Consider the following 24,918-nt stretch of genomic DNA (forward strand, 5'->3'; position numbering starts at 1 on the left):
GACATCTGTCTAGCTGTTCCAGCCGGATAGGTGTCCGGTTTGGGCTCTGAGCCGTCATTCGCTGCAATTTGTCTGAATGTCCGCTTTATAGGCCAATTCCAACCAGTCGATTTATGGGCCGTCTGTCCGGCTTTCCGAGATGTCCCGGCGCGCATCACGTACGATCACCCAAGAGGACTGGAGAAACAGCCCTGCGATTGCAAAGGCGACTATCAGATCGGGCCAGGATGTGCCGGTCCACCCAACCAGGACCGCCGCAACCACCACAGCAGCATTTCCGATCGCGTCATTCCTCGAGAATAGCCAGACTGCCCGGACATTCGCGTCCCCGGCACGATGCGGAACAAGAACCAGCGCGGCTCCGACGTTCACCGCGAGGGCAACCAGAGCAAGCGCGCCCATGAGTTCGGCTTGGACAGGCTGCTGTGCGAATACGCGCCAGGTGGTGTTTGCGAGGACACCTAATCCAAGAGCACCGAGAAATAGTCCCTGAATGAGTGCGGATCGCGCCCGCCAGAGAAGGCTCCAACCAATTGCAAGGACGCCCAGCAGCGTAATCAACCCATCGCCGAGGAAATCCAGAGCATCCGCTTTCAATGCCTGCGAACCAGCCAGAAAACCCCCGATCATTTCGACCGCGCCGTAACCCACGTTAAGTGCGATGACGATCCAGAGTGCCCTCCGATACCCGTGGGTCAAATGGGGCTTGGCCTCGTCAGGTTCGCCCGATGACTCCGACCACAGCCGATCAAGGTGGTAGCCGGCATCCGAGACGGCAAGCTCCACAGCGGCAAGGCGCTCATCGCCAGGCAACACGTCGAGGCTCAGGATTTGCGAGGCCGTAGAAATCCTTGAGCTAGTCACACCCGCCGAACGCACGGCTTTTTCGATCTTCGCCGCACAGGATGCGCAATCCATGCCTGTTACTCGATACTCAACGGGTTGGGACAAAGCGTTGGCTCCAGATAGTGCAAATCGATGATAAACGGCTGGGGAACGAGCGCAATTTTACCGGCCAGCATTCCGGGCCCGTCCACGCCGCCCAGCGCCGCTGTCAAAAGACACCAGGCATCAGCCGGTAACGTACGCGACCTGAATAGTCTTGATAGCCAGGCAACTCTTCCTGCAGAGCCCGGTCTTCAAGTACGGTTCTCAGGACAGAGATCGCCAAGGCAGCGGTCACGGGAAGCAGCGTCCATAACGACCCCAGTGCGAGAACGATGCCGAAAAGCGCAAAGATGTTTCCAGCGTAGCCTGGATGACGAACGTAGCGGTACGGGCCGCTGTCACACACGACATGCCCTCGGTCAGTCCGGATAACCACGACACTGTAGAAAAAGCGGTTCTCTGCCACTGCCCAGGCAGCGAAGGCATATCCAAGTGCAATCAAGAAAAGGCCGACAATATTGAGCCAAAGCGAAAAGTCCGGAGACCAATCATAGCGATGGTCCAGCCCCGCCACGATGACCAAAGGGTAGCTGATGCTGAGCGCCATCAATGGGGCAAGTATCTTGTCCCACGACTTCGCACTCTGAATGTTTTCGCTGTTCTGTCTGTCAGCCGTTAACCCGGGATGCCGAAGTTCTGCCCAGACACGCCCACCTATTCCGATGACAACAATCAGCAGGGAGTAGAGCCACGCCTGCCACCATCCGAAATCGCCGCCGCAAACAAACAGGACGAGCGGAATAAGGGCATACACCGCTACCAGTTTGATCCACTGGCGAGAGGATACTTTATGTGCCACCTGATCTCTGGACCTCATTTTTGACGTGCCGCTTCCCAAAGAAATATGGATGCGAGCGTTGTGTCGATAATGACGTGATACCGCTCAGACCGATATGATTAGATGTGTTCGTCCCTGCGCTCCGAGGCATCCTCCTCCCTGTTCGCTTCCGTCTTTTCGCTGATAGGCAGCGAAAATTTCCCTGTTATGATTCTCAGGGAAATCACGGGTAAGATATTGTTTTCTTTCACAGTCTGGGCCTCGAATGCACCTTGAGGCGGGAGAATATCGGAACTTTCCCTGTATTTTCCCTGTTAACAGGGAATTCTGGGCCGAGACTGGATGGCCTGAGACTGCGTGCACAGCCACATTTCTCTAAAAATGGCCGTCTGCAACCTGCACTCAATTAAGTGCCTGAGCTTCAGCCTGTTAGTTTGGCCAATTTCAAAACGAGACCCCAAGCAGAGCACACATCCGGTCAATTTATCGCCGCAGTCTCTGTTCGCCATTCCGGCGGTACGAGTTTGGTAGTTTTTGCGAGGTTTTGACTTACAGCTTCGCGAAGGTTTCGCGCTGTTCCGACCATATCGCGGGAACGCCGGACTTGATCAGGTAATCAGAGGTCAGACCATCTGGCTGCTCACACGCAGCAATCGCCTCCAAGACAACTGGTGCGAGCAGTGCCAGATCAACCACGTCTTGGATCCGCCGCTTTGAAGTCCCTTCCGCATCCGCAATCTCTGCAAAGGATTTGCCGTCGAGGATCATCGCCATCCATCGCTGTGCATTTCCGATGTTCGCACGAGCATTCTATCAATCTCAGTCGGCGCATCTCCAAGATGCAGTTTCAGCTCAACGCCCCTTCTGCGCATCCGGAATGGGCCTTGGAGGATGAGCTGATCCGGGTCGATCTTTTCCGGATCGCACTAAACCAGCTTCGAGATGTCTTCGACGTGCATACGAACGACGATATCGCCTGGCGCGATATCTGCCCGCTCGACCAACGCCAGACAGTCTTGTGTCTTTTGCACCTCATGTAGTTTGGCAGATGTGGCGCCAACCTCTGATGCAGATAGATACCGGATAAGACGCGTCGCAACATCGTGTCTCTCCAATCTCGCTCTGATGAGATCGGCGATCAGCCTTTGAACCTCTTCCGCGGGGAGGTGCCTGTGCGGCAGATTCAATGGCGTCAATGGTATCGTCTAATTGACGCAACTGCTGCTGAGCGAGCGAAAGACTTCGTGCCCAAGCGGAGACAGACGGTTTTTCCTCTCGCTTTCAAAAAGCGGCTGGCCAAGGTGTTCTTCCAAGTGCTTCAGGGTCTTCGAAAAGGCGGATTGCTTTCGCCCCAGTCGAATGGCCGCGTCGGCAAGGTTACCGGCCTGAGCCACCGCTCCAATGCAACGGAGCATTTCGATCTTGATCACAGCTTCAAACTTCCTGAAGATTAAGTTTGACTGATATGGCGTGCAAGGTCCATGTTTGCCCATCAATCATCTGGGCCGGGGCATGTCATACGCAAAGAAAAATTTCATTGCAGGGAAGTGGGTTGCGGGTGAGAGCGAAGTCGAAAACCGCAACCCATCCGATCTAAGCGATCTGGTCGGCTTATTCGCGCAAGCGAGTCCCGATCAGATAGACGCTGCTCTCGATCAGGCCCGGAACGCACAAAGGGAGTGGGCCGCTGTCGGGATTGAGCGCAGACAAGCTGTTCTGATGGACATTGGCAACGAACTCATGGCCCGGTCTGATGAACTCGGCACGCTTTTAAGTCGTGAAGAAGGCAAGCCACTGGCGGAGGGCAAAGGCGAGGTGTACCGCGCCGGTCAGTTCTTCACTTACTATGCCGCCGAGTGCCTGCGCCAGATCGGCGAGAACGCAGATAGCGTTCGAGCGGGAGTTGAAATCGACGTGCGTCGAGAACCGGTCGGCGTTGTCGCCGTTATCTCACCCTGGAACTTCCCGACCGCGACCGCTTCCTGGAAGATCGCGCCGGCGCTTTGCTATGGAAACGCGGTTATCTGGAAACCCGCCAATGCCACGCCGGCTTCAGCGGTCGCTCTAAGCGAAATCATCGCAAAACAGGACATACCTAAAGGTCTTTTTTCACTGTTGATGGGATCGGGACGCGCAGTAGGGCAACGACTCGTCGAAAGCCCGATAGTGAATGCGATTTCGTTTACCGGGTCCGTGCCGGTCGGCAGGGGGATTGCCGCAGCGGCTATTCAAAACCTCACCAAGGTCCAGATGGAGATGGGCTCGAAAAACGCGCTCGCCGTCATGGACGACGGAGACCTTGATCTCGCTGTATCGGTCGCGTTGGGCGGCGCGTTCGGCGGGACGGGTCAGAAGTGCACGGCATCCTCCCGGCTGATTGTGCATTCTTCTGTTCACGACGTTTTCGTCGAAAAGCTCGTGGCCGGTGCAAAGGCCATGAAGGTTGGCCACGCACTCGAGGACGGCACCCAGATGGGCCCAGTCGTTAGCGCCCAGCAACTAGGGGAGAACCTTGCTTATGTCGAGCTCGGGAAATCCGAGGGGGCTGAACTCGCCTGCGGAGGAGAACGGCTCGATTTGCCCCACGACGGTTACTATATGTCACCTGGTGTTTTTCTAAATACAAACAATACTATGCGCATCAATCGGGAAGAGATGTTTGCGCCGCTGACCGCGGTGATCCGGGTCGACAGCTATGAAGAGGCATTGGCGACAGTTAACGACACGAATTTTGGGCTGACATCCGGGATTGTCACTCGCGATCTCGCCCGTGCTACCCATTTCCGGCGAAATGCCCGGACCGGCGTCGTTACGGTCAATCTTCCGACGGCGGGAACTGACTATCATGTGCCATTCGGGGGACGCGGCGACAGTTCCTATGGTCCAAGGGAACAGGGACGGGCTGCGGCAGAGTTCTACACGACGGTCAAAACCGCCTACATCAGCGCAGGTAGTCCGAGCTGATGCGGATCGACGGTCTTCAATACGCCAACTGGTCCGAGAAGATCTTCCGGCAGATGCGGGAAGGCGGCGTCGATGCGGTGCACGTCACCATCGCCTATCACGAGACTTTCCGCGAAACCGTTCTGAACTTCGAGACCTGGAACCGGTGGTTCGAAACCCATCCCGACTTGATCATGAAGGGGCGGTGGGCCGGCGACATAGACACCGCGCGCGAGACCGGGCGGACGGCGATCTTCTTCGGGTTTCAAAACCCCAGCCCGATCGAGGACGACATCGGGCTGGTCGAGATCGTTCACACGCTGGGCGCGCGCTTCATGCAGCTGACCTACAACAACCAGTCCTTGCTGGCGACCGGATGCTACGAGGCCGAGGATACCGGCATCACCCGCATGGGACGGCAGGTGATCCGCGAGATGAACCGCGTCGGCCTAGTCGTGGACATGAGCCATTCGGCCGACCGCTCCACGATCGAGGCCGCCGAGATATCGGACCGCCCGATCGCCATCACCCACGCCAACCCCCATGCTTGGTCGCCCGCACTCAGAAACAAAAAAGACGATGTCATCAGTGCGGTGACGCAGAACGGGGGCATGCTGGGCTTTTCGCTCTATCCCCATCACCTGCGCGACAAATCCGGCTGCACGCTGCGAAGTTTCTGCGAGATGATCGCGCGCACGGCTGACAGGTTCGGCACCGATCACCTCGGGATCGGTTCCGACCTTTGCCAGGATCAGCCCGACAGCGTGGTCGAGTGGATGCGGACGGGGCGCTGGACGAAGCAGATCGACTACGGCGAAGGGTCCGCGTCCAATCCGGGTTTCCCGGAGATGCCCGACTGGTTTCGGGACAACCGCGATTTCGGGACTATCGAGGCCGGGCTGCGCGAGGTCGGCATGAGCGACGCCGAGGTCGCAGGGATCATGGGGTGGAACTGGTACCGCTTCTTCGCCGAGAGTTTCGGCCCCGGCCCGGCGTCGTGACCCGTACGGCGCCCCATATCGCGCGGCGGGACCCGGCCCGGGTCATGACGCTCAGGCGGCTGGGGTCTCTTCATCAATGCCGTCTGAGCTTCATGCGCATCCTCACCCGCCGGCTGGCCGGCGAGGGCTGGACGTTCACCCGCCCCGTTTTCGATATCGACCCAAAAGGCGTCGGGCGGGCGGTGTATACCGCGACGGGCCCGACGCGCAGCTATTCGCTGGTGTCCTTCGCCCATGACCTTCCGGACGAGTTGCGGTCCGACCGGGTCATCGCCGAGGCCTGGGACGCCACCTTCGCCTTGTTCGACGGCGTTCCCACACCGCAGGATATCGACCGGCTCGCGCGGAATGTTCCCCTGCAAGAGGCCGGCCGCGTGTCCGAGAGGGAGCTGTCGCTGTCGCGCGCCAACCGCTCCGTCCGGCTCTGGCGGCATGTCGTCGACGCCCTGGCGGCCGGACGGCAGCCCGACGCGGGGATGATCGACGATGTCGGCTACCTGATGCGGACGACAGCCGTGTACGGATCCGGCAAATTCGGCGCGGCCGACCGCGAGGCGATCGCCGACCGCCCCGAGATGCAGGTGCCGTTCCAGGCCGAGATGTTGTCGGTCTATCTGACCAGAATCTTCGTGCGGGACCTCGTCCAGCATATGGCACGGGCAAAAGGCGGGGACCGGGCAGCCGATCTTGATCCAGCAATCGCCCGGCGGCTCGGAATCGGGAATTCAACTGGACTGGGAATGGCGCCCTTCATCGTCAATCACCCAATCCTGTTCAACAACTGGATCATGGCCCGCGAAGAGGCGATCTCTCGCGTACGGTCAATTGACACAGCTACATCCGAAGAAATTGCCGTCTTTCTGGACAGACTAGCGCGAACAGAGATCTCTGTAGCGCAGTGGAGGTCTGAGCATCCGTTTCAGATTGCGAAACTCTCTGATCTGCGGAGCGACCTCGACCGCCTGCGCGATTTCGTGGACGGCAGCAACCTCGACGGTCCCGAGCCGTGGAACCGTCTAGTCCTTTGGTCCGAAAGCGCGTTGAGCGAGGAGGGGCAGGAGCTTGTCGCCTCTCTCATTCTAGAACCGTACGGCCAGTTGGTTGATGGCCTGGCGCATTGCATGGCGGACAGCAACGCGGCCGCGTTCCGCATCGATGGCGCAATGCCGATTGGCGAGGTCAGGCGGCTTTTGGAGACTTCATTCGGCTGGGCGCTGAAACTGGATTGGCAGAACTCGCAGAATTGCGCCCGAGCCTGGTATGTGTCCGAGGAAAAACTGGAACCGCGCCTGGGCGAGCGCTTTGAAGAACCAGTATCGGATTACGAACAGCCCCTGGCCCCGGCCCGAGATGCCGCCAAGGCCTTCGCCGCGCTGCAAGACTGGTGTGATGATGCGCCGATTGCCGAGTTCCTGCTGAACCACCCCGAGCATCGCCACACCGTCCGCCGCGCCCAGATCAGCCGCATCGCGCCCTATGGCGAGATCCACGACAACACGATCGCAGCAGATGTCATGCCGATCGACATGCTGCGGGCGAAGCTTTCGTTTTTCGGAGCAACGCATTTCGACCCGCGTTCGGACCGCTGGGTACGCATTTGCATGTACGCGGGCGCGCCGTATCCCGAGGAACTGGCGCCGACCAATGCTGATGACTGGGTCTTTCCGGAGTTCTCGGTATGAACCTGTCATTGAATGAGATCGAGGCTACCGCAAAGAGGGCGGCACGCGGCGCAGGCTATCCCTGGGGGCTGGCGGAGGAAGCCGGGAAGGCAACTCGCTGGCTTTGCTCGCACGATTTTGACGGTTGCAGAGCACTCACTGAACTACTTGAGCGGATCGACGGGCAAAACATCGCTGGCTGGTTGCCTCAAACCGGTAGCGAGCCCTGGACCGCGAGGGACGGCATTTTGTGCCCTCTGGCGACAGGAGCGGCAATTTCAGATCGCGCCCACGAACTTGGCGGCAAAGACATCCGGCTTGGGGCTGTGGCTGTACCGGTGTTTTTGGCACCCTTTGCCGCTCTTCTGGCCCGTGAGTTCGAAAAGCCCGTAGAGGTTGTCCTTGGCGATTTGGTCTTGTGTACAGACGGCGAGCTTTTGTCGTCGAGCGGTGCGCCTCCGAGTTTGTCTGTTGGGGCCAGTATCTGTATCGGAGGAACGATTGATCAGCCATACAGCCACCGTCTGCGCGCAGATCCCGACGCGAATGATTGGGCGGCACTGTTGGCCTTTGCCCATCGTACTTATGCGCCGGCCACCGAGGAGTCGCGCCTCAAGGGCGCGGGTGCCGGACTGTCCGACAATGATTAAGCCGAGGTTTCACTAATGCCGACAACTACACTCAGCCTCGCTGATATCGAGAACCTCAGCTTTCGCGCGCTTGTTGCGGCTGGTACATCGGAGGCTAATGCACGGCCACTTGCCGTTGCCACAAGCGCGACCGAGGCCGACGGGATCGCGAGTCACGGCCTGGCCTACATCCCGATTTACTGCGAGCACGTAGGTTGCGGTAAAGTCGACGGTCAGGCGCAGCCAAAGCTCGAGGTATCCAGTCCATCAGTGGTCCGCGTCGATGCAATGACTGGGTTCGCCCATTCTGCGATCGATCTTGGCTTCGAGCGCCTGGTGCCACTGGCGCGCGAACAAGGTATCGCGGCGCTGGCCATTCGAAACAGTTACAATTGTGGCGTTCTGGGCTATCACACGGCGCAATTGGCGCGATCCGGGCTAGTCGGACTCGGATTCACCAATGCGCCAGCATCGATAGCTCCATCCGGTGGGTCCAAACCCGTGGTCGGCACGAATCCCTTTTCGATCGCCGTTCCGGGCCTCGACCGCGAACCGGCAATCCTGATCGATCAGAGTGCCAGCACAATCGCCAAGAGCGAAGTTATGAAGCACGCCCGCGAAGGTAAGCCGATCCCGGTAGGTTGGGCGCTGGACCCCGATGGCAACCCGACCACTGATCCAGAGGTCGGGCTGAAGGGATCGATGGCCCCATCAGGAGGTTACAAAGGGGTCGGCGCGGCTCTACTCGTCGAGACGATGGCGGTTTTGATGACAGGCGCTACGCTCGGGATAGACGCCTCGCCGTTTTCCGGAACCGTCGGCGGTCCGCCAAAGACTGGTCAATTCTTCATTGCTATTGATCCCGAGAAAACGGCCGGCGACAGATATGCAGCGCTTCTTTCTCGCTTAACCGACGCATTTGAGGCGCAGGACGGTGCACGACTGCCTGGAGAAGGACGCCGTAAGCATCGAGTGAAGGCGCGTTTGCAAGGGGTCGAAGTGGATAACGCGACCATCGAAAGGATCAGGAATATTATCGGCGACTAGACGGAAAATTGGTCGCTTATGCACTAACAATCAAACTGGACCACTCAGGCGGGGCTGATCAACGCGACAATGTTCAGCAAGGTCGATTTTCCGCTGCCTGAAGCGCCAAGTAGCACAACGATTTCTCGTTCCGGAATGTCCAGATTTACTCCGCGCAATGCGTGCACGGCCGCAGGCCCTTCGCCGTAGACTCGCTTTAGGTTTCTTATTGTATATGCATTCTTTTCCACGTCTGTAATGTAGCGCATTGCAGGTTTACGGTACATTTGAAAGCGTTTCCGCTTGACACGGAAGGGAGTGCCTTTTCGAGTTTCCAAAAAATGGAGACTCTGCAGTGTAATGGATACCATTTTTGGTATTCCACGACACCATAGGGTCAGGATTCATAACCAAAAGATGACGATTGCCGCGAGTGCGACGGCCGAGAGGAAGACTTTTGGGCATCTGTCGTATCGGGTTGCCACGCGCCTCCAGTCCTTGAGCCTGCCGAACATGATCTCGATCCGATTGCGCCGCTTGTAGCGGCGCTTGTCATATTTGACGTGGATCTTGCGTTGTTTTCGTCCGGGGATGCATGCGCGTATCCCTTTGTCTTGCAACGCTTCTCGGAACCAATCGGCGTCGTATCCCCGGTTCCCGAGCAGCCAGTCAACATCCGGCAGGCTGCTGAGCAGCGCCCTCGCCCCGATGTAATCGCTGACCTGTCCCGCAGAGACGAAGAAGTTGATCGGGCGCCCCTGACTGTCGCAGATGGCATGCAGTTTCGTGTTCATGCCGCCCTTAGTGCGACCAATCAGGCGACCACGCCCCCTTTTTTCGCGCCCAGGCTGGACGCGGTGCGAGGTGCCTTCAGATAGGTCGCGTCGATCATTACGGTCTTTTCCTCGCCGTGTTCGGCGGCCAACCCAATCATCATCCTGGCGAAGATGCCTTTCTCGCTCCAAGGCTTCCACCGGCTGTAAAGCGTCTTATGAGGCCCATACTCTTTGGGGGCGTCGCGCCAGCGCAACCCATTGCGATTTATGAAGATAATTCCGCTCAGCACGCGTCTGTCATCGGCGCGCGGCTTGCCGTGCGACTTCGGGAAGAAAGGGGCAAGTTTGGCCATCTGCTCGTCGGTCAGCCAGAAAAGGTCGCTCATGTCACCGCTCCGTTTTTCGGGCCGTGAATCACGCAGCGCACTGAAAATCAATGCATCCTGACCCTAGCGGTTCGCGGCTGCATAGCTATGGCCAGCAGCGCCAATGTGTTGACTTTCAAAAAAAATGTAGCGAAGCGCAGGAAATTAAACCCCAACAGCCCTCGGCGGATAGTGTTTGGCGTTACTCAGGTTGCCATCTACACGCGCCGGTAGCCTTGAATTAAGTCAATCATAACTTCTTCCGTTGAAGGCTACGCCTAAGCCGTTGATTGCTGAATACAAGCGACCGGCAGTTTTGTCCGCAACTCGGACCTCAGGGCAAAAAACACGCTGCAGTCGGCTCGAACGGCAGCTTTTCTTTCTGCAGCGCAGCTGGCGACTCAGCCGGAATGGTTTCTGCGTCTGCCAGCGTGCGAGCAGAGGCACTTCCGGATACCGCTCTTAGGAGACATCTGACGGTTTCGGTCAGGTTCGGACCGAGGCCCACTTGGCCGAATGACTGCTTGGCGGGCTTATCAGTCATGAAACAGCGCCCCTTCAGACGCGTTCACGCAAAATCTAGTTGTCTCGATACGTAGCCGAAACTATTTCAGAATCATGGCAACGGTCGCGTACAGATTTGTAGCGAAGCGTCTAACGGCGCTGATCATGTGCATGTCGCTCATGATCACAGGACTGGCTGCGGCCGTTGCGATGGACCACGCGGGGCATGACATTCATGGAAACGTCGCCTGGATATCATCCGACACCGGATCGATAGACCACGCATCGCACCATATTACATCCGGGAACCCCAACGCAGAATGCTGTGAACCCGAGAGCGAGGCCGCGTCAAACTGCCATGTATCGGCTTGCTGCCTTTCTGAATTTCAACATTCTGACATTCTACTGGCCACTGATCACAGCCGAAGCGCCTGCGCTCAGCGGATGACAATTCGATCGACACCCCTTTCCCTGAACGCCCTCCCCGACTTTCCTGACAGGTTCTTGCGGACCCGAGCCTTTTAGCGGTTCGGGTTCATCTTGATTTCTTGGCCGATCCACAGCGGATCGGCTGGCAGGAGGTTGCAATGCGTGGACGCTACACGGCTCTCGCGATCCTTGCTTTGGCGGGCGGCACCGCAGGCGGTATCACACTTGAGAGGTTCTACCTTAATCCGGAGAATACCGGGGGATCGGACGGTCCGGAGATACTCTATTGGGTCGCTCCGATGGACCCGAATTTCCGGCAACCCGGCCCGGGCAAGTCGCCCATGGGAATGGATCTGATCCCGGTTTATGCCGGGCAGGAACCTTCCGACGACCCGTCAGAGGTCTCGCTCAGCGCGGCCGAGATCAACGCCATCGGGGTACGGACCGCGCTAGCTCGGATGACGGATGTGGCGCCAAGGATCGAAACCGTCGGATTTGTCAGCTACGACGAGCATCTGACCAGCCATGTCCACACGCGCGTCGATGGATGGATCGAGGTTCTGAACGTCAGGGCGGTTGGCGACGTCGTACGAAAAGGCGACGTGCTGTTCGAGCTCTTTTCTCCGGAATTCGGCGTCGCGAGCTTCGATTTCCTGCGCTCGCTTGAGCGAGGCACCGGCCTGTCCCTTGAGGCTGCGCCTAACAAATTGCGCAGCCATGGGGCTACCGACAGACAGATTGCAGAGATCGAGGCATCCGGCGAAATTGCGCGCCGCATCACCGTAGAAGCTCCAAGAGATGGCATCGTGGTGGCCCTTGAGGCTGCGGATGGCATGTTCCTGCAACCCGGCACCCAGGCGGTCTCGATCACCGATCTGAGCCAAGTCTGGCTGATCGTGGATGTGTTCGAGCGTGACATCTCGCGCCTGTCCGAAGACATGACTGCTGTCGCCCGCTTCGAGCATCTTCCCGGCAGGATCTTCGAGGGCCGGATCGACTACATCTATCCCGAGCTCGACCCGCGCACGCGCACTCTTCCCGTCCGCCTGCGGTTCGACAATGCGGAAGGCCTGCTTCGGCCCGGCATGTTCGGCAACGTGAGCCTCCTTCCCAATACAAGCCGTCAGGCACTTACAGTTCCGTCCGAGGCTGTGATCCGCACCGGATCGGCGGAGCGGGTCATCCTGAAGACGGGCGAGGGAACATTCCGGCCGCGGCTCGTCACGACGGGCCTTCGCGACAGTTTCGGAGAAGGTGGCCGCACGGAAATCCTACAAGGCTTGTCTCCGGGTGAGGAGGTCGTCGCCTCGGCGCAATTTCTGATCGACAGCGAAAGCGCCCTGAGTGCGGGCTTCATACGGATGGCGCCGACCGATGAAGAGCCGGCTCGTGGGACAGGCACGCTTGTCGCGCTGGACCGTGACCGGCGGGTCGCGACGCTTCGCCATGGTGCCCTGGAAAGCCTCGACTGGCCGGCAATGACGTCCGAGTTCCCGGTGCGCGCGGACGTGTCGCTGGACCGGCTGCGGGAGGGAGAGGAGGTGTCGTTCCGCGCCGCACGCGGCGCCGACGGTCTGCTTGGCCTGATCGAACTGGGTCCCGATGATGGTGTCGCTGCGACGGGAACAGGCATGGCGCTGGCCGTGACGCCCGAAGGCAAGCTAACGCTCGATCATGGCCCTATTCCAGACCTGGGCTGGCCTGCCATGCAGATGGATCTTGATCTGGCCGGCATCGATCCCGCGAGCGTGCCACTCGATACGCCAATCGAGTTCGATCTCGCCAAGGATGAGAACGGCATGTTCTCCATTATCGCGGTGCGCGCCGAGGGCGAAGATGCACCGGCGGTGGAGGAAGTTGACGAGACGCCGACCGCGGCGGCTCCTCCAATCGTCGTTTCAGGAACGATTGACGCCATCAACCCGGCAACGGGACAGGCAACGATCACCCACGGACCGATCACTGAAATCGGCATGCCAGGCATGACGATGGCATTCGCAGTGGCCCCGGAACTGGACCTCTCTGGAACCGAAACAGATCAGGAGATGACCCTCACCTTCGCAAGGCCGGATGGAATGACCATGGTGCTGGCGGCCGCCGAGCCTGTCGTCCCGAGTGCGCCGCCAATCACCGTCACCGGTACCATCGACGCCGTCGATGCCGAGGCCGGGCGGGCGACCATAACCCACGGGCCGATCATGGAGATCGGGATGCCAGGGATGACAATGGAGTTTTCCGTCGATGCCGATCTCGACCCGACCTCTTTGCCGACCGGGATGGAAGTGTCGCTTACCTTTGCGCGCCCAGACGGCATGACGATGGTTTTGGCGGGGGCTGAGCCCGTGCAACCGCCGATGGAGGTCTCGGGCACCATCAACGCAGTCGACCCGGACGCTCGGATGGCCAACATCACCCATGGACCCATGGTCGAGATCGGCATGCCGGGCATGACCATGGATTTCGCCATCGCTGATGACATTGATCCGACTGCCTTGCCCACAGGTGAAGAACTCATCCTGCTTTTGCATCGCAACCCCGACTTCTCGATGACCCTCGTGGGCACCTCCGCCGCTCGGAGTGTCTCTCAATGATTCCGGCCATCATCCGCGCCTCGATTGCGAACCGCTTCATCATCGTGGCGCTCGCGCTCATGATGGCGGCGGCCGGAGTCTGGGCCATCCGCGAGACACCGGTGGACGCGATCCCCGACCTGTCCGACGTGCAGGTGATCGTGCGCACGCCTTATCCGGGTCAGGCGCCGCAGGTGGTCGAGAACCAGATCACTTATCCACTGGCCACGGCGATGCTGGCTGTGCCAGGCGCGCAGGACGTGCGCGGCTTTTCGTTCTTTGGGGACAGCTTCGTCTATGTTGTCTTCGAGGACGGCACTGATCTTTACTGGGCGCGCTCGCGGGTGCTGGAATATCTCGGCCAAATTACCGGAAGTCTTCCCGAGGGCGTCTCCCCGCAGCTCGGCCCGGATGCGACGGGCGTAGGGTGGATATACCAATATGCCCTGATCGACCGCACCGGGAACCATGACCTGTCGCAGCTCCGCACGCTTCAGGACTGGTTCCTGAAATACGAGCTGCAGGCAGTCGAAGGCGTCTCTGAAGTCGCCACCATCGGCGGGATGGTCAAGCAGTACCAGGTTGTCGTCGATCCAAACAAGCTCAGAGCCTATGACATCACGCTCGCGCAGCTGCGCGGAGCGATCCAGGCCGCAAACAGGGAGACCGGGGGCAGCGTGATCGAGATGGGCGAAGCGGAGTTCATGATCCGCTCGTCGGGCTACATTGACGAGCTTTCGGACCTCGCCAGCGCGCCCTTGATGGTCAATAAGCGAGGTGCCGCGCTGACGCTCGGCGACGTGGCCGAGATCCGGCTCGGGCCGGAGATGCGACGCGGCGTCGGCGAGTTCGATGGCGAAGGCGACGCTGTGGGCGGCGTTGTGATCCTGCGCTGGGGCGGCAACGCACTGGCCACGATCAAGGCGGTGGAGGCTCGGATAGAAGAACTGCGCCCAAACCTGCCCGAGGGCGTCGAGATCGTCACGACTTACGACCGCTCCGGGGTGATCGAACGGGCCATCGAGAACCTGCAGAAGAAGCTGACCGAGGAATTCATCGTGGTGGTGCTGGTCTGCGCCGCGTTCCTTCTGCACCTGCGCTCGTCGCTGGTGATCCTACTGTCGCTTCCTCTGGGCATTTTCGCGGCCTTGATCCTGATGAAGGCCCAGGGCGTGAACGCCAACATCATGTCGCTGGGTGGCATCGCCATCGCCATCGGCGCAATGGTCGACGCCGCCATCGTGATGATCGAGGCGATGCACCGTCGGCTCGAAAAGGAGAAGCTGACGGCTGAGAACCGTTGGCGGATCGTGCAGGAATGCGCATTAGAAGTTGGACCTGCGCTTTTCTATTCGCTTGCCATCATTACGGTGAGCTTCCTTCCGGTCTTCGTTCTGGAAAATCAGGAAGGACGGCTGTTCAAGCCGCTGGCCTATACCAAGACCTATGCAATGGCGGCAGCGGCGATTTTGTCGATCACGCTGGTGCCGGTGCTGATGGGATACTTCATTCGCGGTCGGATCCTGCCCGAACGCAAGAACCCCCTCAATCGCATCATTGTCTGGACATATCGCCCATTCCTGGACGCAGCCATCGCCTGGCCCTGGGCCACGACGCTTCTGGCCGCCGCGGTCGTCGCCTCGATGTGGTATCCGCTCCAGCGCCTCGGTTCGGAGTTCATGCCGGAACTGAACGAGGGTGACTTTCTCTACATGCCGTCGCTCTACCCCGGTGTCTCGATCGGCAAGGCGCGCGAGGTCCTGCAGCAAACTGATCGGCTGATCGCAACCATCCCCGAGGTGGAGACGGTGCACGGCAAACTCGGACGCGCGGACACGGCAACCGATCCGGCGCCGCTGACGATGATCGAAACCACGATCCAGCTGAAGCCCGAGGAGGAATGGCGCCCCGGAATGACGATGGAGAGGATCCGCGACGAACTTGACCGTGTGGTTCAGGTGCCGGGCGTCACGAATGTGTGGATCCAGCCGATCAAGAACCGGATCGACATGCTGGCGACGGGGATCAAGACGCCGGTCGGCGTGAAAATCTCAGGCGCCGATCTAGACGTCATCGAGCAAATCGGTGTCGCCGTTGAAGAAGCGGTAAAAGGGATAGACGGCACCGCCTCGGCCTATGCGGAACGACCCATCGGTGGGCGCTTCATCGAGATTGACGTGAGACGGGAGGCGGCCGCCCGTTACATGATGAGCGTCCGGGACGTGCAGGAGGTTGTTCAGACGGCAATCGGTGGCATGCAGGTGTCGGAGTCCGTCGAAGGGCTAGAACGGTTCCCGATCAATCTGCGCTACCCGCAGTCCTGGCGGGACAGCCCCGAGCGGCTCGAAACCTTGCCGGTGGTCACACCCTCGGGTGCCCATGTGCCGCTCGCGGCACTTGCCGACATCCGCATCGTGGACGGTCCGGGGATGATCCGGTCCGAGAACGCCCGGCGCACCGGCTTCGTCTTCATCGACATCGCAGGGCGCGATCTCGGCAGCTATGTCGCTGAGGCCCGTGCGCGAGTAGCCGAAGAAGTCGCCCTGCCACCGGGCTATTCGCTCACCTGGTCTGGCCAGTACGAATACATCGAACGGATGCAAGAGCGGCTCACTATCGTGGCCCCTGCGACGCTTCTGATCATCACGCTGATGCTCTTCATGGCCTTCAACCGGATCATCGAGGTGAGCATCATCCTCGCGGCCCTGCCGTTGGCGTTGGCCGGGGGCGTCTGGTTCCTGTGGTATCTCGCTTTCGACATCTCTGTGGCAGTGCTCGTCGGTTTCATTGCGCTCGCGGGGGTCGCGGTCGAGACCGCCATCGTGATGCTTCTCTACCTCAATCTTTCTTGGGAGAAGCGCCGCAAGCTCGCACAGGCGGAGAACCGAAAGCTGACTCGGGACGACATCGAGGAGGCCGTCTTCGAAGGTGCGGTTCTGCGGGTCCGGCCCAAGGTTATGACGGTGGCAACGATTTTCGCGGCGCTCATCCCGATCATGTACGGCACCGGCACCGGCTCCGAGATCATGCAGCGGATTGCGGCCCCGATGATCGGCGGCATGGTCACCGCAACCCTGCTGACCCTTTTCGTCATCCCTTCGATCTTCGTGATTTGGAAGACGCTGGCACTGCCCCGTGTCAACCGCGAGATCGGCCCCCTCGTTCTGCGGCCTGAACATTCAGCGCCTGCCGAATAATAGAAACTGCAACCTGAACTCCTGGAGTTTACAATGAAGAAACTGACTGCAACGCTCGGCCTCCTGGCCTTCACGACCCTGCCGGCCCTCGCTCAGATGAACCACGGCAATATGGACCATTCCAACATGCCAATGTCCTCCGAACAGATGGAAGGCGCCGTACACGCAAAGGCCGTCGTTAACTCGATCGGCGACGGCATGGCCAATGTCAGCCACGACCCAATCCCGGAGATCGGCTGGCCAGCGATGACGATGGATTTGCCGCTTCTCGATAACGCCCAAATGATGGGTGAGATTGCCGCGGGCGACGAGGTTACGCTTATTCTCGTGAAGGGATCGGACGGCATGTACGCAATTGGCGCGATGATGCCGAACTGAACCTCGGAGCACAGCGACCGGCCACTCCGCGCCGGTCGCCAACAATTCTATGACGGGGCTGGGATATGAACCGAAACCTCTACCACTTACTGGGCGCGATCTCGATTTGCCTATCAGCAACTTCTCTTATGGCGCATTCCGAAAAGTAAGGCACAACGCCTATGGACGGTACACGGCTGACCGAAACGCCCGAGATGATCCACATGGTGTTCGACAACCAGAACACGATCGCACGGCAGCGTCAGGCTTGACCGCAGGCAACTTCGTTGCATCATGCCTTGCTTATTGCACGCAACCTGCCGAGGAAGAGGCCCAAGCATGAAGACTGCTCTAATACTTGTGGATATCCAGAATGATTATTTCGAAGGTGGAAAATGGCCCGTTGCCAATATGGCAGAGGCTGCTGTCAATGCAGCACGGCTCCTGAAGGCAGCCCGGACGAAAAAGGATATGATTGTCCATGTGCACCATGAAATGCCGCAAGGTGGGCCGTTCTTCGTCGCAGGTACGGATGGCGCAAGGATCAATGATACAGTCTCACCGCAAGGTGATGAAACGACAGTTCTGAAACACAGACCCAACAGCTTTCACGATACCGGGTTGGAAGCTCTGCTTCGCGATGCGGGGGTAACCAGCGTCACGATTTGCGGAGCGATGTCACAGATGTGTATCGACGCGACGGCACGCGCAGCACGCGACCTCGGGTTCGATGTGACCGTCATAGAAGATGCTTGCGGCGCGAAAGAAACCTCTTTTGGGAACGTTACAGTGCCGGCCGAATTTGTTCACGCCACTATTATGGGGGCGCTGAACGGCAGCTACGCGACTGTAACCAATACAGATTCCTACCTTGCCTGAGCCCCGAACGGGTGGCATGCGACATCCCACATAGCGAAGCGCTGACCTAGCACCATGCGTTATCACCCCGGGCAACACGGCTAGCGACTTCAGTATCTTGCTCCGTGCTTTTGCATAACCAAAACGGTTCATCGGCAAGGTAAGATATGCAGCCCCTCCGAAAGCTCCTTTTTGTGAACCAGAAGGCGCTCACCAACGAGAAGTTCACGACTTCAAGGCTTATAGAAATCCGATGTCCTTTGACGGCTGGCGAGCCACCAGCCCGATTGTACGGGCCATTCCGTAAAGTCCGTGTCGTGGCCCAGATCTCTGGCGGCATGCAGCGCCCATTGCGGATCGACCAGCGCCTCGCGCGCGATGGCGATAAGATCCGCGGCCCCGTCTGCAAGGATGTTTTCGGCCTGCAAAGGGTGCGTGATCAGGCCCACGGCCATCGTTGCCATGCCGACTTCGTTACGGACGCGATCAGCATAGGGAACCTGGAAACCCGGTTGCCGCTTTTGCGAGCCGCTTGCCGTTGCGGCCCCGGCGATGCCGCTTGAGGAACAATCCATCACGTCGACGCCAATGTCCTTGAGCGCACGCGCCAGCACAACAGTGTCCTCGAGGCTCCACCCATCGGGCGACCCGTCGACCGCCGAGGTGCGAAAGAACAAGGGCAGGTCTTCCGGCCAGGCGCCGCGCACCGCTTCGGCGATTTCGAGGGCAAGCCGCATGCGCCCGGTCAAATCCCCGCCATAGGCGTCCTTGCGCCTGTTCGAGAGCGGCGACAGAAAGCTGTGCAGCAAGTAACCGTGGGCGCCGTGAATTTCGACTATCCTGTAGCCGGCCTCTCGCGCGCGGTGCGTCGCGGACACGTAGTCGTCGATCAGGGCCTTGATCTCGGACACCGGCAGCTCATGCGGAACGGGCCAGCCATCGGCAACAGGTATCGCGCTTGGCCCGACCGGCGTCCAGGGCATGTCGCCGCGGGCGATATCCGCGTCGTTCAGAGGGCCATTGCCGAACCACGGCCGCTGCATCCCTGCTTTGCGCCCCGCATGCCCAAGCTGGAGTGCCGGAATGGCACCGTTCCGCAGCGCGAATTGTGCAATCCTTGCGTGACCCGGAATCTGGCTGTCGGCCCAAAGCCCGGGGCACCCGTGCGTGATGCGCCCGGCCTTTTGCACGGCGGTCGCCTCGGTAAAGACGATGCCGGCGCCGCCAATCGCGAAGCGGCCGAGTTGCACAAGATGCCAGTCATCCATGTGCCCTTCATGCGCCGAGTACTGGCACATCGGCGAGATGACGACACGGTTGCGGGTTTCGACGCCCCGAATCCTGAGGGGCTGGAACAGTCTTGGGGTCTCGGTCATCGGCATGCTTCCTTGCAAGATCATTCCATCTTGCATGCATGTTCACGCAGTTCAATCAGACGGCAGCGCGTTGAACGGTCGACCGGCGCTTTCCCCCGCCAGCGCTAGTCGCCGGAACAGGGAACATCGGGGCGCACGATCAGCGCCCTGGGTTACCGCCCACCGGCCCCGGAAACCGTCGTCCCGATGGACCAGAGGCCGACTATGCACTAACAGTCAAACTGGACCACTCAGGTGGGGCTGATCAACGCGACATAGGTCAGCTCAGCGGACTTAGCTGGCATTCACCTTGAAGCAAAAAGTTAGACGAACGCCTTATCATTGGAAAACTGCGGGAGCTGGAAATAAGAAAGCGCTAGATTTTCGATTTGGTCTCGGTATTTTTTGTAAGCGTCAGTCGCGAACGTAACACACTTACCATTGCATCATAAGAAAATGAATTTTGCCGCAAGATAACGAAACGCAAGCGAGTACTAACAAGATTGCAAGACGTCTTGCAGCCATACTGGCTGCCGACGTGGCCGGATATAGTCGTCTTACCAGCGTCGATGAAGAAGGCACTGCTAAAATGCTCTTAGAGCATAGATCAGTGACTGATGCGCTTATTGAGAACTTTGGTGGTCGGATTGCCAACACCGCTGGCGATAGCATTATTGCTGAATTTGCGAGCTCTGTCGAAGCGGTGCGATGTGCCGTTGAAATTCAGGAAGCAATTCGGACACGCAACCTCTCGGTTCCGTCGTCTTCACAAGTTCAGTTTCGCATCGGGATAAATGTCGGAGACGTGATCCTTCAAGATGGTGACATTTTAGGTGACAGCGTAAATGTGGCCGCTCGACTAGAAAGCCTCGCTGAACCCGGTGGGATCTGCTTGTCTGGCGAGGTACACGACCAGATACAAGGCAAGCTGTCCCTTGGGTTCCGTGCTATGGGAACCAAGCGACTAAGAAACATTGATCGTCCGGTGCGCGCTTACAACGTTGAGGGCATCCAAGATGTCAGTGCGCGCAAAGAAAACAAGCTGCGCATTCTGGCCGCGGGAGGTGCCTTTTTCGCTGCTGCCTGCTTGGGTCTTGTGTATGTTCTAACTGCTCGTGACAGCACTACAACGCTTTCTGGTGGGTCGCCGCCGTGGACGTCTGAAAGCAACCTGGATGCACCTCCACTGCCCCAGATGTCTGACGTTGTTGCATCAGGCGAATGGAATGAACATTCCTATTATGCAATTTTGACATGGGGCAGTTCCTGGCAGTCAGCTGTTGCAGATGCCAAAAAGAGGGGTGGCTATTTAGCCTCCATTACATCCGAAGCGGAGAACAGTTTTGTTTTCGAACTCATTAAGAACGATGAGCGCTTGTGGGATATGCATCAGGATGGGCAAGCTTTCGGACCTTGGATCGGCACATATCAGGAAGAAGGGGCCATTGAGCCAGACGGTGGGTGGGCGCTGGTCAGCGGCGAACCGGTTACGTTTTCGAACTGGTCAGAAGGCCAGCCAAACAATCATGGTGGGAACTCGGACGTCGTTCGGTTCCACAATTACGTTCACCAGCCTTCACCGTATTGGGACGATGCAAATGGCGCCGGATCAGCACGAGGGTATATTTTGGAAGTTGAGCGCGTGGATAGTACTAAATGAAAAAAAGCGGGCCTTTGACGTTGTAAGTATCAATACATTCCAATTCTTTGAGTACGGGGAACCTGAAGAAGCATAATGCAATTTTTCTTTAGACATTGGATCTTATCCGTTTTTGTCGCGTCGTCGATCATTTCGACGTCGGCAAGCGCGCAAAACGTGACGTTCCCAACGGACTTCTTCGCTGAACGCCTGCAAGGCTCTGCATGCTCGAAGTTTTTTTCTTCATCTCGCCTGAACAGTGACCTTAAGATGATTTCAGCACTAAGTTCGGCGAGCATGACGAGCACCAATTCTCTGAACGTCAACCACGATGCCTTCTCCAAAAGGTGGACAAAGCTCTTAGAAGTTTCATATGGCGCGGCGGCAAAAGGTGACGCCACGGCCGGCAAAAAAATCTTGGGCACTCTGGTCAATCTTGCGCAAGCGAACGCCCTGCTTAATGCCCCATCATATAATAGCGCAAAAAAAGTGGAGTGCTGGAAAGGTGGCCGAAGCGACCGACCATGTCCACTGCATGTTGTGCAACACACCGGGTATACTGGCGTTGCAATGTTGTATTCGGCCATTGTGCTTGAGGAGTACGCAACACCAGACCAGAAACGAATTCTGGATACGTACTTTGACAAGATCTACAAGAAATTCATTTCCCCACTGGCGTCAAACGGCGCGCAAAGTGACGGATTGTATGAATTTGGAGACTATGGTTTGGGCGTGCTTGCCTACGCTAGGTGGAAACGTGATGCACGGCTCGCCAAAAGCGAAATACGCAAGCGCCGCTCCTCTTTCATCAAAAAGATAGATGCCCAAGGCATGCTGAAAGAAAACTCATTTCGCGGCTACCGCGGCTATTGGTATCACACTCTGGGAGCAGAAAGCGCCTATGGTTACGCGCTAGTTGCTAGAAGTTTCGGCACCGACTTTTTCAAGGACGCCAAACTTGGTCCAAGGTTTCAGAACCTTGCCAATCAAACGGTGAATGGTGGGCGGAGTTACTCTGATTTTCGGGAGCGCGCCCTGCAAAAATCCCCGAAAAATGCAATCAAGGACCCAAACGCAGAAATCCCCCACATGCATCAATTCGCTGTTGGCTTACCGATCATCTTAAAGCGGGAATATGGCTACGATGTAACAACAGCGTCAGCTTACAGATCAAAGGGCCGTCTCGAAACAATCAGCAAAATAACAGGTTTCAACGCTGATTGTTACTACTCCAGTTTTCGCTGAGTTCGGCAGCTTATCTGTTGCTGCGTGGCAAACTGAGAAATTCTAACGTTCTGCTTTGGGCTCGGTGCGGACGCTCGCAGTATTCTCGTGAGCGTCTGCTGCGCGGACAAAGCGCTCACTGGCTCACTCTAGGTTTCACGGCGGGACGCCCAAAGATGAAGTGGCGATCCAGCGGCGATATCTCCAACCGAAACAAGCCCGGCGTTCTCCGCCATAGTCGCCAGTTCTTTGTCGCTCCAGGCTCGACCTCCTGAAATTGTCGTCCGCAGGTCATTGAGAGCAGCCAACTTGCGATCCTCTGGCACGCGATATGCGGCCGCAAACAGCCATCCCCCCGGCTTGATTGCCTGTTGAAGGTTCTTGAAGGTCTGGTCAATGATGGCCTCGGGAAGGAAAATGACCGGTACGAAGATAACGTCAAATGCAGCATTTTCCTTCAGGTCGACGACGTTCTCGTTTCTGAAGGTGACGCGATCGGTTAGCCCTGTTTGTTCCAGGTTATTAGCGGCAAGGTCCAGAGCAGGCCCGAGGATGTCTATGCCGATTGCGGTAAGCGATGGCCATTGCTGGGCCATGGAAAGAGAAATCCATCCGACGCCGCTCCCAACATCAAGAAACCGTGGAGCGTTTGACAGGGTGGCCTCGAATTCCGGCTCTTTTGCTGCGTACTCGGTCAGCAATTTCGTCACGAGCCGGGATGAACGTCCCTGAGTTTCGAGAATGCCGGGGTCGTCGAACGACCAACCAAAGCTGCCGTCGTCGGGTAGTTCTAGTAGATGCAGCATTTGGCGCATGGCTGCCCTGACAAACCCATACAGCGCGTCCAGTTCTTCGTCCGTCAAGCCGTCCAGCAAGTCGGGCTCGAACGCGTCGACGACAGCGTCAAGTTTCGAGGTAAGAGTATCATTTGGTCGGAGGTGGCCTGAGGCCGCCCCAATTCTTGCGCCCAGCGCAGCGAGTGCGTCTGCCGCCCTGATGTGTTTTTGGATTGCTGCCATTGCTTCAGGAAAGGCCATAGTCTCGCTCCCTTCTCCTCATCGGTATACTCTTCACTCGAAGCAAGTCGGCGTAAAGCACTTGGGCACTTTGGCCTCGTGTTCACTCCGAAGTGGGTTGCTCGACCACTGCCAAAGCGGTGCTGGTCCGCTCGTACAGCTCTTCACCTATCCGGGTGTGGCGTTCGAGCTCTGCGATCTCATCTGGGTCGGTCTCGTGGACCATCGCCTCACGCAGATCGTCGATATTGGCACGGAGGTCAGAGAGTTTTCTACGCCAGTCGTCCAATTCCTTTTTCTCTCCTTTGGTCATTGGTCCGACAATGCGCACCTTACCAGTTCGGAAGTCGATCTTGATGTGATCCGGATGCGGAATTTGCTTATCCATGGTTTTTATCCCGGCTTCTGCGCCCCTGCGCAGTTCCTTCTCCCATTCGATCTTTTAGGTCAGCGCCTTGTCCAGATATTCAGCGTGAAGCATGTTGCGGGAGCTTTCCACCTCAGCCAGCAACTGTGAGAAGAGCCGCTGCGCGCGGTGCTGGCCCTTGACGGCGTTCACAGCCAAAGACCGCATGACCGCCTGCACCATGGGGATTGTCACGCTGCGGTGCCTTTCCCGGATCGTGATGTCGCGGTATGCCTCATCGAGAATGATATCTTTCATACGTTCCTAATGCATGCCCGGACGTTTGTTCTTTGGTCCCCGAGGCCGCCCCTTCGGATTACCAGACTTGCCCGGTTTGAAGCGGGCGTCTTTCGGCGTTTTACCATATCCCACGTCATAGCCGGGTCGGGCCACGAGCCCGCGCTTGTCCTTGTCGCTGCCCATTCCGCCGCCTCCATCGCCTTGTTTGTCACCGCTGGCGTCCAGCCGCAGAGAACCTGCGCCGCCTCGTCCCTGGCACAGGCCCCCCAGCGGGCAATGATGCGATCACAATAGATCTCGTCAAACTCGCAGAGATAGGCGCGCCGGCCGGTTTTCTCAGCCGCGATCAACGTCGAGCCGGGTCCGCCAAAGACATCGAGCACGATGTCACCGCGTCCGGACACATCGCGGACGGCATCGACAATCATCTGCACGGGCCTTACGGTCGGATGCAGCGCCAGTTCTTCCATGCGCCCTGCCCGCATGGTGTTGACGTCGCGATACTGCCAGACATTGGTCCGGTAGCGCCCGTGCTGCCCCAATTCAAAAGTGTTGATATGCGGCGCGTCCCCTCTCTTGAAGGCAATGATCAATTCGTGCCGTGAGCGGTAGAAGGTGCCCATACCCCCGTTGTCCTTGACCCAGACAATCAGGTTCTTGAGATCGTCGCAGACCGCCTGACCCACTGCAAGTATCTCGCCCATATGACGCCAGTCCATGCAGATGAAGTGGATCGAGCCGTCGACACTGTGATCAACAAGGTTGCGGAACGCGCGCCGCAAAAAGCGCGTGAACTCTGATGCCGACATCTCATCTGCTGCCATGGTTTCGGGGGCATTTTGCGGAGCGATGCATCTACCTGCACGCCTGTCGAACCAGGTCAGAGGCCGGGCCGGTGTCTTAAAGTGGGTCAGGTTTTTCTACCGCACGCGCGCCCATTCCGCCCTTGGCGTAAAACCTCCAGCGATGATCCATTGCCTGAGACAAGACGAAAAT

General features: G+C 58.3%; 24 protein-coding genes. 12 read left to right on the forward strand and 12 right to left on the reverse strand.

What is annotated here, in order from left to right; genetic code table 11:
* Positions 1-111 precede the first annotated feature (111 nt).
* The 3 genes from AC2FMD_RS15065 to AC2FMD_RS15075 all read right to left on the reverse strand — a co-directional run bounded on the left by AC2FMD_RS15065 (position 112) and on the right by AC2FMD_RS15075 (position 2,500).
* Positions 112-951 (reverse strand): cation efflux transmembrane domain-containing protein, encoded by an 840-nt coding sequence (locus AC2FMD_RS15065; protein ID WP_496795204.1) that lies wholly within the window; start codon positions 949-951, stop codon positions 112-114.
* A 103-nt stretch (positions 952-1,054) separates the two neighbouring features.
* Entirely contained in the window at positions 1,055-1,747 is a 693-nt protein-coding gene (locus AC2FMD_RS15070; RefSeq protein ID WP_496795205.1) for a methyltransferase family protein, read from the reverse strand.
* A 528-nt stretch (positions 1,748-2,275) separates the two neighbouring features.
* Positions 2,276-2,500, reverse strand: a complete 225-nt coding sequence (locus AC2FMD_RS15075) for a hypothetical protein (protein ID WP_496687290.1) — start codon at positions 2,498-2,500, stop codon at positions 2,276-2,278.
* A gap of 65 nt (positions 2,501-2,565) precedes the next feature.
* Between AC2FMD_RS15075 and AC2FMD_RS15080 the strand changes: the two genes are divergently transcribed.
* Positions 2,566-2,766, forward strand: coding sequence for a hypothetical protein (locus tag AC2FMD_RS15080; RefSeq protein ID WP_496743016.1), 201 nt, complete (start codon positions 2,566-2,568; stop codon positions 2,764-2,766).
* 165 nt (positions 2,767-2,931) lie between these two features.
* Here the strand turns inward: AC2FMD_RS15080 and AC2FMD_RS15085 are convergent, their stop codons facing one another.
* Positions 2,932-3,219 (reverse strand): helix-turn-helix domain-containing protein, encoded by a 288-nt coding sequence (locus AC2FMD_RS15085; protein ID WP_496743017.1) that lies wholly within the window; start codon positions 3,217-3,219, stop codon positions 2,932-2,934.
* Between the two features lie 19 nt (positions 3,220-3,238).
* On the opposite strand from AC2FMD_RS15085, the gene AC2FMD_RS15090 reads away from it, so the two are divergent.
* The 5 genes from AC2FMD_RS15090 to AC2FMD_RS15110 are packed head-to-tail and all read left to right on the forward strand — an operon-like array spanning position 3,239 to position 9,007.
* Positions 3,239-4,690, forward strand: a complete 1,452-nt coding sequence (locus AC2FMD_RS15090) for an aldehyde dehydrogenase family protein (protein WP_496743018.1) — start codon at positions 3,239-3,241, stop codon at positions 4,688-4,690.
* Positions 4,690-5,670 (forward strand): membrane dipeptidase, encoded by a 981-nt coding sequence (locus tag AC2FMD_RS15095; RefSeq protein ID WP_496687286.1) that lies wholly within the window; start codon positions 4,690-4,692, stop codon positions 5,668-5,670. The genes AC2FMD_RS15090 and AC2FMD_RS15095 overlap by 1 nt, the downstream gene beginning before the upstream one ends.
* 44 nt (positions 5,671-5,714) lie before the next feature.
* Positions 5,715-7,352, forward strand: coding sequence for a hypothetical protein (locus AC2FMD_RS15100; RefSeq protein WP_496743037.1), 1,638 nt, complete (start codon positions 5,715-5,717; stop codon positions 7,350-7,352).
* Positions 7,349-7,981 (forward strand): DUF3726 domain-containing protein, encoded by a 633-nt coding sequence (locus AC2FMD_RS15105; RefSeq protein ID WP_496743019.1) that lies wholly within the window; start codon positions 7,349-7,351, stop codon positions 7,979-7,981. Before AC2FMD_RS15100 ends, AC2FMD_RS15105 begins: the two co-directional genes overlap by 4 nt.
* Before the next feature lie 15 nt (positions 7,982-7,996).
* Positions 7,997-9,007, forward strand: a complete 1,011-nt coding sequence (locus tag AC2FMD_RS15110; protein WP_496795206.1) for an Ldh family oxidoreductase — start codon at positions 7,997-7,999, stop codon at positions 9,005-9,007.
* A gap of 44 nt (positions 9,008-9,051) precedes the next feature.
* Here AC2FMD_RS15110 and AC2FMD_RS15115 read toward each other — a convergent pair whose 3' ends face one another.
* From AC2FMD_RS15115 to AC2FMD_RS15125, 3 genes are all read right to left on the reverse strand, one after another.
* Positions 9,052-9,357 carry an ATP-binding cassette domain-containing protein gene (locus AC2FMD_RS15115; RefSeq protein WP_496743021.1) on the reverse strand — a complete coding sequence of 102 codons (306 nt, stop codon included), beginning with the start codon at positions 9,355-9,357 and terminating at the stop codon, positions 9,052-9,054.
* A 33-nt stretch (positions 9,358-9,390) separates the two neighbouring features.
* A protein-coding gene (locus AC2FMD_RS15120; protein ID WP_496795207.1) for an IS5 family transposase occupies positions 9,391-10,148 on the reverse strand; the annotation gives its coding sequence in 2 pieces (ribosomal slippage) (positions 9,391-9,812 and positions 9,812-10,148; 759 coding nt in all).
* A 313-nt stretch (positions 10,149-10,461) separates the two neighbouring features.
* Complete coding sequence (locus AC2FMD_RS15125) at positions 10,462-10,671, reverse strand: hypothetical protein (protein ID WP_496743024.1); 210 nt, start codon at positions 10,669-10,671, stop codon at positions 10,462-10,464.
* Positions 10,672-11,218: 547 nt separating this feature from the next.
* Between AC2FMD_RS15125 and AC2FMD_RS15130 the strand changes: the two genes are divergently transcribed.
* The 4 genes from AC2FMD_RS15130 (at position 11,219) to AC2FMD_RS15145 (ending at position 18,063) form a co-directional block, all read left to right on the forward strand.
* Positions 11,219-13,651 carry an efflux RND transporter periplasmic adaptor subunit gene (locus AC2FMD_RS15130; protein ID WP_496795208.1) on the forward strand — a complete coding sequence of 811 codons (2,433 nt, stop codon included), beginning with the start codon at positions 11,219-11,221 and terminating at the stop codon, positions 13,649-13,651.
* Positions 13,648-16,827 carry an efflux RND transporter permease subunit gene (locus AC2FMD_RS15135; RefSeq protein WP_496795209.1) on the forward strand — a complete coding sequence of 1,060 codons (3,180 nt, stop codon included), beginning with the start codon at positions 13,648-13,650 and terminating at the stop codon, positions 16,825-16,827. Before AC2FMD_RS15130 ends, AC2FMD_RS15135 begins: the two co-directional genes overlap by 4 nt.
* A 33-nt stretch (positions 16,828-16,860) precedes the next feature.
* The gene (locus tag AC2FMD_RS15140) at positions 16,861-17,205 is read left to right on the forward strand and encodes a copper-binding protein (protein WP_496743029.1); all 345 of its coding nucleotides are present in this window, start codon (positions 16,861-16,863) and stop codon (positions 17,203-17,205) included.
* Positions 17,206-17,523: 318 nt separating this feature from the next.
* Entirely contained in the window at positions 17,524-18,063 is a 540-nt protein-coding gene (locus AC2FMD_RS15145) for a cysteine hydrolase family protein (RefSeq protein ID WP_496687276.1), read from the forward strand.
* A 212-nt stretch (positions 18,064-18,275) separates the two neighbouring features.
* On the opposite strand, the gene AC2FMD_RS15150 is transcribed toward AC2FMD_RS15145, so the two are convergent.
* Positions 18,276-19,418, reverse strand: coding sequence for an NADH:flavin oxidoreductase/NADH oxidase (locus AC2FMD_RS15150; RefSeq protein WP_496743030.1), 1,143 nt, complete (start codon positions 19,416-19,418; stop codon positions 18,276-18,278).
* 442 nt (positions 19,419-19,860) lie between these two features.
* Between AC2FMD_RS15150 and AC2FMD_RS15155 the strand changes: the two genes are divergently transcribed.
* Together AC2FMD_RS15155 and AC2FMD_RS15160 are read left to right on the forward strand one after the other, a co-directional pair.
* The gene (locus tag AC2FMD_RS15155; protein ID WP_496795210.1) at positions 19,861-21,057 is read left to right on the forward strand and encodes an adenylate/guanylate cyclase domain-containing protein; all 1,197 of its coding nucleotides are present in this window, start codon (positions 19,861-19,863) and stop codon (positions 21,055-21,057) included.
* A 75-nt stretch (positions 21,058-21,132) separates the two neighbouring features.
* Entirely contained in the window at positions 21,133-22,281 is a 1,149-nt protein-coding gene (locus tag AC2FMD_RS15160) for a hypothetical protein (protein WP_496743033.1), read from the forward strand.
* Positions 22,282-22,409: 128 nt separating this feature from the next.
* On the opposite strand, the gene AC2FMD_RS15165 is transcribed toward AC2FMD_RS15160, so the two are convergent.
* The 4 genes from AC2FMD_RS15165 to AC2FMD_RS15180 form a co-directional block, all read right to left on the reverse strand.
* The gene (locus AC2FMD_RS15165; RefSeq protein ID WP_496795211.1) at positions 22,410-23,297 is read right to left on the reverse strand and encodes an SAM-dependent methyltransferase; all 888 of its coding nucleotides are present in this window, start codon (positions 23,295-23,297) and stop codon (positions 22,410-22,412) included.
* A gap of 82 nt (positions 23,298-23,379) precedes the next feature.
* A complete protein-coding gene (locus tag AC2FMD_RS15170) occupies positions 23,380-23,664 on the reverse strand; it encodes a hypothetical protein (protein ID WP_496743039.1) in 285 nt (94 codons plus the stop codon).
* A gap of 54 nt (positions 23,665-23,718) precedes the next feature.
* Entirely contained in the window at positions 23,719-23,940 is a 222-nt protein-coding gene (locus AC2FMD_RS15175; protein WP_496743040.1) for a DUF5681 domain-containing protein, read from the reverse strand.
* Positions 23,937-24,746 carry a DNA-methyltransferase gene (locus AC2FMD_RS15180; protein WP_496743042.1) on the reverse strand — a complete coding sequence of 270 codons (810 nt, stop codon included), beginning with the start codon at positions 24,744-24,746 and terminating at the stop codon, positions 23,937-23,939. The genes AC2FMD_RS15175 and AC2FMD_RS15180 overlap by 4 nt, the downstream gene beginning before the upstream one ends.
* Between the last annotated feature and the right edge of the window lie 172 nt (positions 24,747-24,918).

Source organism: Ruegeria sp. BHSC276, assembly GCF_059612945.1.

Excerpts from the sequence above, each read along its gene's own strand:
- AC2FMD_RS15135 (WP_496795209.1), top strand. The coding sequence starts at position 13,648 with ATGATTCCGGCCATCATCCGCGCCTCGATTGCGAACCGCTTCATCATC.
- AC2FMD_RS15080 (WP_496743016.1), top strand. The coding sequence starts at position 2,566 with ATGCAGTTTCAGCTCAACGCCCCTTCTGCGCATCCGGAATGGGCCTTG.
- AC2FMD_RS15105 (WP_496743019.1), top strand. The coding sequence starts at position 7,349 with ATGAACCTGTCATTGAATGAGATCGAGGCTACCGCAAAGAGGGCGGCA.
- AC2FMD_RS15075 (WP_496687290.1), bottom strand. The coding sequence starts at position 2,500 with ATGGCGATGATCCTCGACGGCAAATCCTTTGCAGAGATTGCGGATGCG.
- AC2FMD_RS15110 (WP_496795206.1), top strand. The coding sequence starts at position 7,997 with ATGCCGACAACTACACTCAGCCTCGCTGATATCGAGAACCTCAGCTTT.
- AC2FMD_RS15115 (WP_496743021.1), bottom strand. The coding sequence starts at position 9,357 with ATGGTATCCATTACACTGCAGAGTCTCCATTTTTTGGAAACTCGAAAA.
- AC2FMD_RS15125 (WP_496743024.1), bottom strand. The coding sequence starts at position 10,671 with ATGACTGATAAGCCCGCCAAGCAGTCATTCGGCCAAGTGGGCCTCGGT.
- AC2FMD_RS15175 (WP_496743040.1), bottom strand. The coding sequence starts at position 23,940 with ATGAAAGATATCATTCTCGATGAGGCATACCGCGACATCACGATCCGG.
- AC2FMD_RS15145 (WP_496687276.1), top strand. The coding sequence starts at position 17,524 with ATGAAGACTGCTCTAATACTTGTGGATATCCAGAATGATTATTTCGAA.
- AC2FMD_RS15100 (WP_496743037.1), top strand. The coding sequence starts at position 5,715 with ATGACGCTCAGGCGGCTGGGGTCTCTTCATCAATGCCGTCTGAGCTTC.
- AC2FMD_RS15160 (WP_496743033.1), top strand. The coding sequence starts at position 21,133 with ATGCAATTTTTCTTTAGACATTGGATCTTATCCGTTTTTGTCGCGTCG.
- AC2FMD_RS15170 (WP_496743039.1), bottom strand. The coding sequence starts at position 23,664 with ATGGATAAGCAAATTCCGCATCCGGATCACATCAAGATCGACTTCCGA.
- AC2FMD_RS15165 (WP_496795211.1), bottom strand. The coding sequence starts at position 23,297 with ATGGCCTTTCCTGAAGCAATGGCAGCAATCCAAAAACACATCAGGGCG.
- AC2FMD_RS15140 (WP_496743029.1), top strand. The coding sequence starts at position 16,861 with ATGAAGAAACTGACTGCAACGCTCGGCCTCCTGGCCTTCACGACCCTG.
- AC2FMD_RS15090 (WP_496743018.1), top strand. The coding sequence starts at position 3,239 with ATGTCATACGCAAAGAAAAATTTCATTGCAGGGAAGTGGGTTGCGGGT.
- AC2FMD_RS15130 (WP_496795208.1), top strand. The coding sequence starts at position 11,219 with ATGCGTGGACGCTACACGGCTCTCGCGATCCTTGCTTTGGCGGGCGGC.
- AC2FMD_RS15095 (WP_496687286.1), top strand. The coding sequence starts at position 4,690 with ATGCGGATCGACGGTCTTCAATACGCCAACTGGTCCGAGAAGATCTTC.
- AC2FMD_RS15085 (WP_496743017.1), bottom strand. The coding sequence starts at position 3,219 with ATGGGCAAACATGGACCTTGCACGCCATATCAGTCAAACTTAATCTTC.
- AC2FMD_RS15180 (WP_496743042.1), bottom strand. The coding sequence starts at position 24,746 with ATGGCAGCAGATGAGATGTCGGCATCAGAGTTCACGCGCTTTTTGCGG.
- AC2FMD_RS15150 (WP_496743030.1), bottom strand. The coding sequence starts at position 19,418 with ATGACCGAGACCCCAAGACTGTTCCAGCCCCTCAGGATTCGGGGCGTC.